General features: G+C 72.0%; 5 protein-coding genes. 3 read left to right on the forward strand and 2 right to left on the reverse strand.

Annotated features, from left to right (window positions below; translation table 11 throughout):
• Positions 1-4: 4 nt before the first annotated feature.
• Positions 5-661 (reverse strand): c-type cytochrome, encoded by a 657-nt coding sequence (locus HNQ01_RS04795; protein WP_173804228.1) that lies wholly within the window; start codon positions 659-661, stop codon positions 5-7.
• A 252-nt stretch (positions 662-913) separates the two neighbouring features.
• Between HNQ01_RS04795 and HNQ01_RS04800 the strand changes: the two genes are divergently transcribed.
• The 3 genes from HNQ01_RS04800 to ubiA all read left to right on the forward strand — a co-directional run bounded on the left by HNQ01_RS04800 (position 914) and on the right by ubiA (position 5,378).
• Positions 914-1,849: a LysR substrate-binding domain-containing protein gene (locus HNQ01_RS04800; protein ID WP_173804229.1), complete on the forward strand. Its 936-nt coding sequence runs from the start codon at positions 914-916 to the stop codon at positions 1,847-1,849.
• A 117-nt stretch (positions 1,850-1,966) separates the two neighbouring features.
• Complete coding sequence (locus HNQ01_RS04805) at positions 1,967-4,441, forward strand: putative bifunctional diguanylate cyclase/phosphodiesterase (RefSeq protein ID WP_173804230.1); 2,475 nt, start codon at positions 1,967-1,969, stop codon at positions 4,439-4,441.
• Between the two features lie 70 nt (positions 4,442-4,511).
• The gene (gene ubiA / locus HNQ01_RS04810) at positions 4,512-5,378 is read left to right on the forward strand and encodes a 4-hydroxybenzoate octaprenyltransferase (protein ID WP_173804231.1); all 867 of its coding nucleotides are present in this window, start codon (positions 4,512-4,514) and stop codon (positions 5,376-5,378) included.
• Here ubiA and pdxA read toward each other — a convergent pair whose 3' ends face one another.
• Complete coding sequence (gene pdxA / locus HNQ01_RS04815) at positions 5,379-6,452, reverse strand: 4-hydroxythreonine-4-phosphate dehydrogenase PdxA (RefSeq protein ID WP_173804232.1); 1,074 nt, start codon at positions 6,450-6,452, stop codon at positions 5,379-5,381.
• Positions 6,453-6,484: the final 32 nt, after the last annotated feature.

Raw genomic sequence — 6,484 nt, forward strand, 5'->3', positions numbered from 1 at the left:
CGGATCAGCGGAAGCGGCTGTTGCCCACCGTCTGCAGGTCGCCCGGCAGCGAGGCGATGTAGGTCGCCAGCTCCCTGAGCTCCGCGTGCGTGAAGGGCTTGGCCATGCCGCCCATGATCGCGTTGCCGCGACCGACGGTCGGGCTGCTGCCGACCTGGTAGGCCTTCAGCGCGACATAGAGGTAGTCGCCATGCTGGCCGGCAAGCTTCGGGTAGCCGCCATCGATCGGCTTGTTGAAGTTGTCGCCGTGGCAGGACGCGCAGTTGCCCTTCTTCAGCAGCTCGGCCACCTGCGGATTCGGCGCCGGCACCGCCGGCGCCGCCGCCGCGGCCGGCGCATGGCTGGCGTAGTAGGCGGAGAGATCGGCGATGTCCTGGTCGCTCAGCGAGCCGGCGATGCCGCGCATCGTCGGATGGCGCCGCTCGCCGCTGCGGTAGGCATTCAGCGCCGCACCGATGTATCTGGCCCCCTGGCCGGAAATCATCGGCACCTGATGCACCTCGGGAAAGCTGGCCCGGTAGTTCGGGATGCCGTGGCAGCCGATGCACATCGCCGCCTTTCTCTGGCCGGCCGCCGGGTCGCCGGCCCCGTCCTGCGCGCGCGCGCCGGGGCTCATCATCACAAGGGCAAGTGCCGACACGGCGAGAAACGATGGGATCATGGCAGCGGACCTGAAATGGATTGATGCCGATCAATGGATTTTGATCGATTATAGATACGGATCAATGCAACATGCGCTCGGCATGAATAGTGGAAACCCTCCGCCATCCGGATCGCGGGCTTGTGGTAGACACGCCGCGAACCAGCCGAATGGGGGCCATGACACCGACGCGGGTTTTCCGGACAATCGGACCCGACAGTACCCATGGCGGCATCGACGTCCGCCACCCTCGTCCACCCGGCAGGCTCACGCATGACCCTCACCGAACTGCGCTACATCGTCGCGGTCGCACGCGAAAGACATTTCGGTCGCGCCGCCGAGGCCTGCTTCGTCTCCCAGCCGACGCTGTCGGTCGCGATCAAGAAACTCGAGGAGGAACTCGAGGTCAAGCTGTTCGAGCGCGGCGGCAGCGAGGTCTCGGTGACGCCGCTGGGCGAGGAGATCGTCCGCCAGGCCCAGGTCACGCTCGAGAACGCCGCATCGATCAAGGAGATCGCGCGGCGCGGCAAGGATCCGCTGGCCGGCCCGATCCGGCTCGGCGTGATCTACACCATCGGCCCCTACCTGCTGCCGGACCTGGTGCGCAACGCCATCGCCCAGGTGCCGCAGATGCCGCTGATGCTGCAGGAGAACTTCACCGTGCGCCTGCTCGAGATGCTGCGCACCGGCGAGCTCGACTGCACCATCCTGGCCGAGCCCTTTCCCGACACCGGCCTGGCGATCGCGCCGCTGTACGACGAGCCCTTCCTCGTCGCGGTGCCGCGCCAGCATCCGCTGGCCTCGCGCAAGTCGATCTCGTCGGCCGAGCTGAAGCAGGAGACGATGCTGCTGCTGGGCACCGGCCACTGCTTCCGCGACCATGTGCTCGAGGTCTGCCCGGAGTTCGCGCGCTTCGCCAGCGATGCCGAGGGCATCCGCAAGAGCTTCGAGGGCTCGTCGCTGGAGACCATCCGCCACATGGTGGCCTCCGGGATGGGCATCACCGTGGTGCCGCGGCTGTCGATCCCGCGCGAGGCGCTGGCCGACGCCGGCGCGCTGGTGCGCTACGTGCCCTTCGCCGACCCGGTGCCGACCCGCCGGGTCGTGCTGGCGTGGCGGCGCTCCTTCACCCGCTACGAGGCGATCGCGGCGCTGCGCGACGCGATCCTGGACTGCCCGCTCGAGGGCGTGAGACGCATCACCGGCTGACGCGGCCGGACGGGGCGGTGCGGGCCGCCCGTCGTCCGCCACCGCTCAAGGCACGGCACGGCGCTGCCGAAAGCTGCGGCGAGGACCTGCCCCGCGGGTCCGTGCCGCCGCCCGCCGATGCCCGATCCGAAGAAAGCCTCCCGACCGCCCGCTCCGTCCGCCCGCTCTTCGCGGAGCCAGGCGTCCGACCGCCGCCGCCAGGACCGGCGCCGCACGCTGCAGTCCTCCGACGAGGCCGTCGAGGCCCGGGTGCGGCTGCGCCAGCATGCGGCGGTGGTGCGCGCGCTGCCGTGGATGGCGGCGATGTCGGCGCTGGGCGCGCTGTCGGTGGCCGCCGCGGCACCGGCCACCGTGCCGCAGGCCCCGCTGTGGATCTGGCTGGTCGCGCTGATGGTGCTGACGCTGGGCCACCTGCAGTTCTGGCACCAGTGCCGCCGCCAGGGCCGGCCGCTGCACATCCACCGGCGCCGCGTCGGCGCCTACGAGCTGCAGGCCGCGCTGACCGGGCTGCTGTGGAGCGTGCCACCGGTGCTGCTGGCCTTCGGCGGCGACATGACGATGGCCACCGTCAGCGGCGCGACGGCGATGACGGTGCTGTGCGCCGGCTCGCTGACGCTGCTGTCGATGCCGCGCGCGCTCCATGCCTTTCTCGGCCTGCTGGGCCTGGGGCCGGTCATCGGGGCCGGCCTGCACGGCGGCCTGACCGGCTGGAGCCTGATGCTGCAGTGGCTGCTGCTGGCGGGCATCGCGGTGGCGAGCAGCCGCGGCGTGCAGCGCAGCCTGCACGCGCGCGTCAGCGCCGAGGTCAAGTCCGACTACCAGATGCAGCTCGTCGGCCTGCTGCTGCGCGACTTCGAGGAACAGGGCAGCGACGTGATCTGGGAGATCGACGCGGCCGGCCGGCTCTGCCATGTCTCGCGCCAGCTCGCCGATGCGCTCGGCCGCGAGCCCGCCCAGCTCAACGACCGCTCGCTGATGGGGCTGCTGTCCGAGCTGCAGAAGGACCTGCCCGAGGCCGACCGCGAATCCGCCGGCCAGCTGCACGAGCGCCTGACCGAGGGCCAGCCCTTCCGCGACGTGATGCTGCCGATGATCGTCGCCGGCCAGCCGCGCTGGTGGTCGATGACGGCCAAGCCGCTGGTCAACGAGCGCGGCGGTGCGGTCGGCTGGCGTGGCGTGGCGCGCGACGTCACGCAGGTCCGCCAGGCCGACCGCCGCCTCGCCTGGCTGGCGCACAACGACACGCTGACCGGCCTGACCAACCGGGCGCATTTCCGCGTGCTGCTGGAGAAGGCGCTGGGCGTCGCGAAGGTGCAGCAGCGCCGCGGCGCGGTCATGTGCCTGGACCTGGACGGCTTCAAGAACGTCAACGACACGCTCGGCCACGCCACCGGCGACGCGCTGCTGGTCGAGGTCGCGCGCCGGCTGAAGGAGGCGTCGGGACGCGGCCAGGTCGTCGCGCGTCTCGGCGGCGACGAGTTCGCGGTGCTGATGCGCTCGGTGCACGAGGAGGGCGAGATCGCCGCGACCGGCCAGCGCATCATCGAGGCGATGCGCCTGCCCTGCGAGGTGATGGGCGCGGCCGTGCCGGTGCGGGTGAGCATCGGCATCGCGCGATTCCCCGAGGACGGCATGAGCGTCGACGAGATGATGCAGCACGCCGACCTGGCGCTGTACGACGCCAAGAGCCACGCGCCCGGCTCGGTGCGCTTCTTCGTCGCGAGGCTGGGCGAGCAGGTGCGCCGTCGCCTGGTGCTCGAGCGCGACCTGCGCGAGGCCATCGAGCGCGGCCAGCTCGAGCTGCACTTCCAGCCCAAGGTCAGCCTGCGCGACTGGACGGTGACCGGCTTCGAGGCGCTGCTGCGCTGGAACCATCCGGAGCACGGCCCGATCTCGCCGGTCGAGTTCATCCCGGTGGCCGAGGAAAGCGGCCTGATCCTGCAGATGGGCGAATGGGCGCTGGGCCAGGCCTGCATGGAGGCGGCGCGCTGGCCGCACCCGCTGCAGGTGGCGGTCAACATCTCGCCGGTGCAGGTGATGGCGCAGAACCTGCCCGACGCGGTGCAGCGCGCGCTGCAGCGCAGCGGCCTGGCGCCGCACCGGCTCGAGCTGGAGATCACCGAGTCGGTCTTCATCAACGAGACCCGCGGCACGGTGGAGCGGCTGCATGCGCTGGGCCGGCTGGGCGTGCAGATCGCGCTGGACGACTTCGGCACCGGCTATTCCTCGCTGGCCTACCTGCGCCGCTTCCCCTTCGACACGCTGAAGATCGACCGCGCCTTCGTGCGCGAGCTGCTGATCAGCCGCGACGCGCGCTCGATCGTGCGCAACATCCTGGCGCTGGCGCAGTCGCTGCGCATGACCACCGTCGCCGAGGGCGTCGAGGAGCCGATGCAGGTCAGCGTGCTCGAGGCCGAGGGCTGCGACGTGGTTCAGGGCTACTACGCCTCGCGGCCGATCCCGGCGCGCGAGGTGCTCGAATTCGTGCTGCGCTGGGGCGAGCGCCACCGCCCGGACCGCCCGCGCGACTTCGATCTGGCCAACACCGAGACCGCCGCGCTGCTGCCCTCGCAGCCCGAGACGCTGATCTGAGACGCGCCGAGCGCGCACCGGGGCGACAATGGCGGTCCTTCCCGACCGACCGCCTGACGTGCCCCGTGCGATGACCGCCCTCGCCTCCCGCCTGCCGCTCTACCTCGACCTGATCCGCTGGAACCGCCCGGCCGGCTGGCTGCTGCTGCTGTGGCCGACGCTCTCGGCGCTGTGGCTGGCCGCCGGCGGCTGGCCGGGGCTGCATCTGCTGCTGGTGTTCACGCTGGGCACGATCCTGATGCGCAGCGCCGGCTGCTGCATCAACGACGTCGCCGACCGCGACTTCGACCGCCATGTCAAGCGCACCGCGCAGCGCCCGATCACCTCCGGCGCCATGGGCGTGAAGGAGGCGCTCGGCCTGGGCGCTGCGCTGGCGCTGGTCGCCTTCGCGCTGGTGCTGAGCACCAATGCGCCCACGATCCTGATCTCGTTCGCCGCGCTGGCGATCACGATGGCCTACCCCTACGCCAAGCGCTTCGTCGCGATGCCGCAGGCGGTGCTGGGCGTGGCCTTCAGCGTCGGCATCCCGATGGCCTTCACCGCGGTGCGCGGCGCGGTCGACCCGCTGGCCTGGGCGCTGGTGATCGGCAACCTGTTCTGGGTGCTGGCCTACGACACCGAGTACGCGATGGTCGACCGCGACGACGACCTGAAGATCGGCATCCGCACCTCGGCGATCACGCTGGGCCGCGCCGATGTGGCCGCGGTCATGCTGTTCTACGGCCTGTATCTGGCGATCTGGTCCTGGGCGGCGCTGCAGGCGGGTCTGGGCGGCGTCTTCTGGCTGGGCATCGCCGCGGCGGCAGCGCAGGTGGCCTGGCATTTCACGCTGATCCGGCATCGCAGCCGCGAGGGGTGCTTCCGCGCCTTCCGCGAGAACCACTGGGTGGGCTTCGCGGTCTTCGCGGGCTACGTGCTGGATCTGGCGCTGCGCTGATCAGCCCGCGGCGCCGCCGGCGAGCCGCCGCGCCATCGCCAGCGCTGCCACCAGGCTGTCGGCCTCGGCGCGGCCCTGGCCGGCGATGTCGAAGGCGGTGCCGTGGTCAGGACTGGTGCGCACGAAGGGCAGCCCCAGCGTGACGTTCACGCCCTGCTCGACGCCCAGGTACTTCACCGGGATCAGGCCCTGGTCGTGGTACATCGCCAGCACCAGGTCGAACTCGCCGCGGCGCGCGCGCATGAAGATGGTGTCGGGCGGGAACGGCCCCTGCGCGTCGATGCCCTCGGCGCGGGCGGCGGCGATCGCCGGCGCGATGATCTCGATCTCCTCGCGGCCGAAGAGCCCGCCCTCGCCCGCATGCGGATTGAGCCCGGCCACCGCGATGCGCGGCCGCGGCTGGCCCCACAGCGCCGCCGACGCGTGGCTGATGCGCAGCGTCGACAGCACCGCGTCGAACGTCACCCGCTCGATCGCCTCGCGCAGCGCGCAGTGGATGGTGACCAGCACCGTGCGCAGCTCCTCGTTGGCCAGCATCATGCGCACGTCGGCCGGGCGGCCGTGGCGCGCGCTCTCGTCGGCCAGCAGCTCGGTGTGACCGGGAAAGGGCTCGCCGGCGGCGGCCAGCGCCTCCTTGTGGATCGGCGCGGTGACCAGCCCGGCGATCTCGCCGCGCATCGCCAGCGCGACCGCGTCGCGGATGCAGGCCGCGGCGAGCCGGCCGGCGCGCGCGTCGACCGTGCCCCACGGCGCCTCGGCCAGCGCCGGCTCGCGGTGGCCGGGCAGCAGCACCGGCAGCGCCCCGGGCGGCACCTCGGCCAGATCCGCGACCGCGTCGATCACCGCGATCGGCACCTCGGGCACATCGTGGATGCGCCGCAGCGCGCGCGCCGCCCGGCGCAGCACCGCGGGCTCGCCGATCACCACGACGCCCGCGCCGATGCGGCCCTCGCGCCAGGCGCGCACGATGATCTCCGGGCCGATGCCCAGCGCGTCGCCCAGCGTCAGCGCGAGCGGGCGGCACAGGGCCGGAGAGGAGACAGCAGAGACAGCGGAGCGGGAGTCGGTCGTCATGCCCCGATTGTCGGGGAGACGACCGTGCCTCG

The organism is Sphaerotilus uruguayifluvii, from assembly GCF_013294065.1.
Classification (GTDB): Bacteria; Pseudomonadota; Gammaproteobacteria; order Burkholderiales; family Burkholderiaceae_C; genus Sphaerotilus; species Sphaerotilus uruguayifluvii.

What these genes read in the sequence shown, in the direction of transcription:
- ubiA (WP_173804231.1), top strand. Translation starts at nt 4,512, where the DNA reads ATGACCGCCCTCGCCTCCCGCCTGCCGCTCTACCTCGACCTGATCCGC.
- HNQ01_RS04800 (WP_173804229.1), top strand. Translation starts at nt 914, where the DNA reads ATGACCCTCACCGAACTGCGCTACATCGTCGCGGTCGCACGCGAAAGA.
- pdxA (WP_173804232.1), bottom strand. Translation starts at nt 6,452, where the DNA reads ATGACGACCGACTCCCGCTCCGCTGTCTCTGCTGTCTCCTCTCCGGCC.
- HNQ01_RS04795 (WP_173804228.1), bottom strand. Translation starts at nt 661, where the DNA reads ATGATCCCATCGTTTCTCGCCGTGTCGGCACTTGCCCTTGTGATGATG.
- HNQ01_RS04805 (WP_173804230.1), top strand. Translation starts at nt 1,967, where the DNA reads ATGCCCGATCCGAAGAAAGCCTCCCGACCGCCCGCTCCGTCCGCCCGC.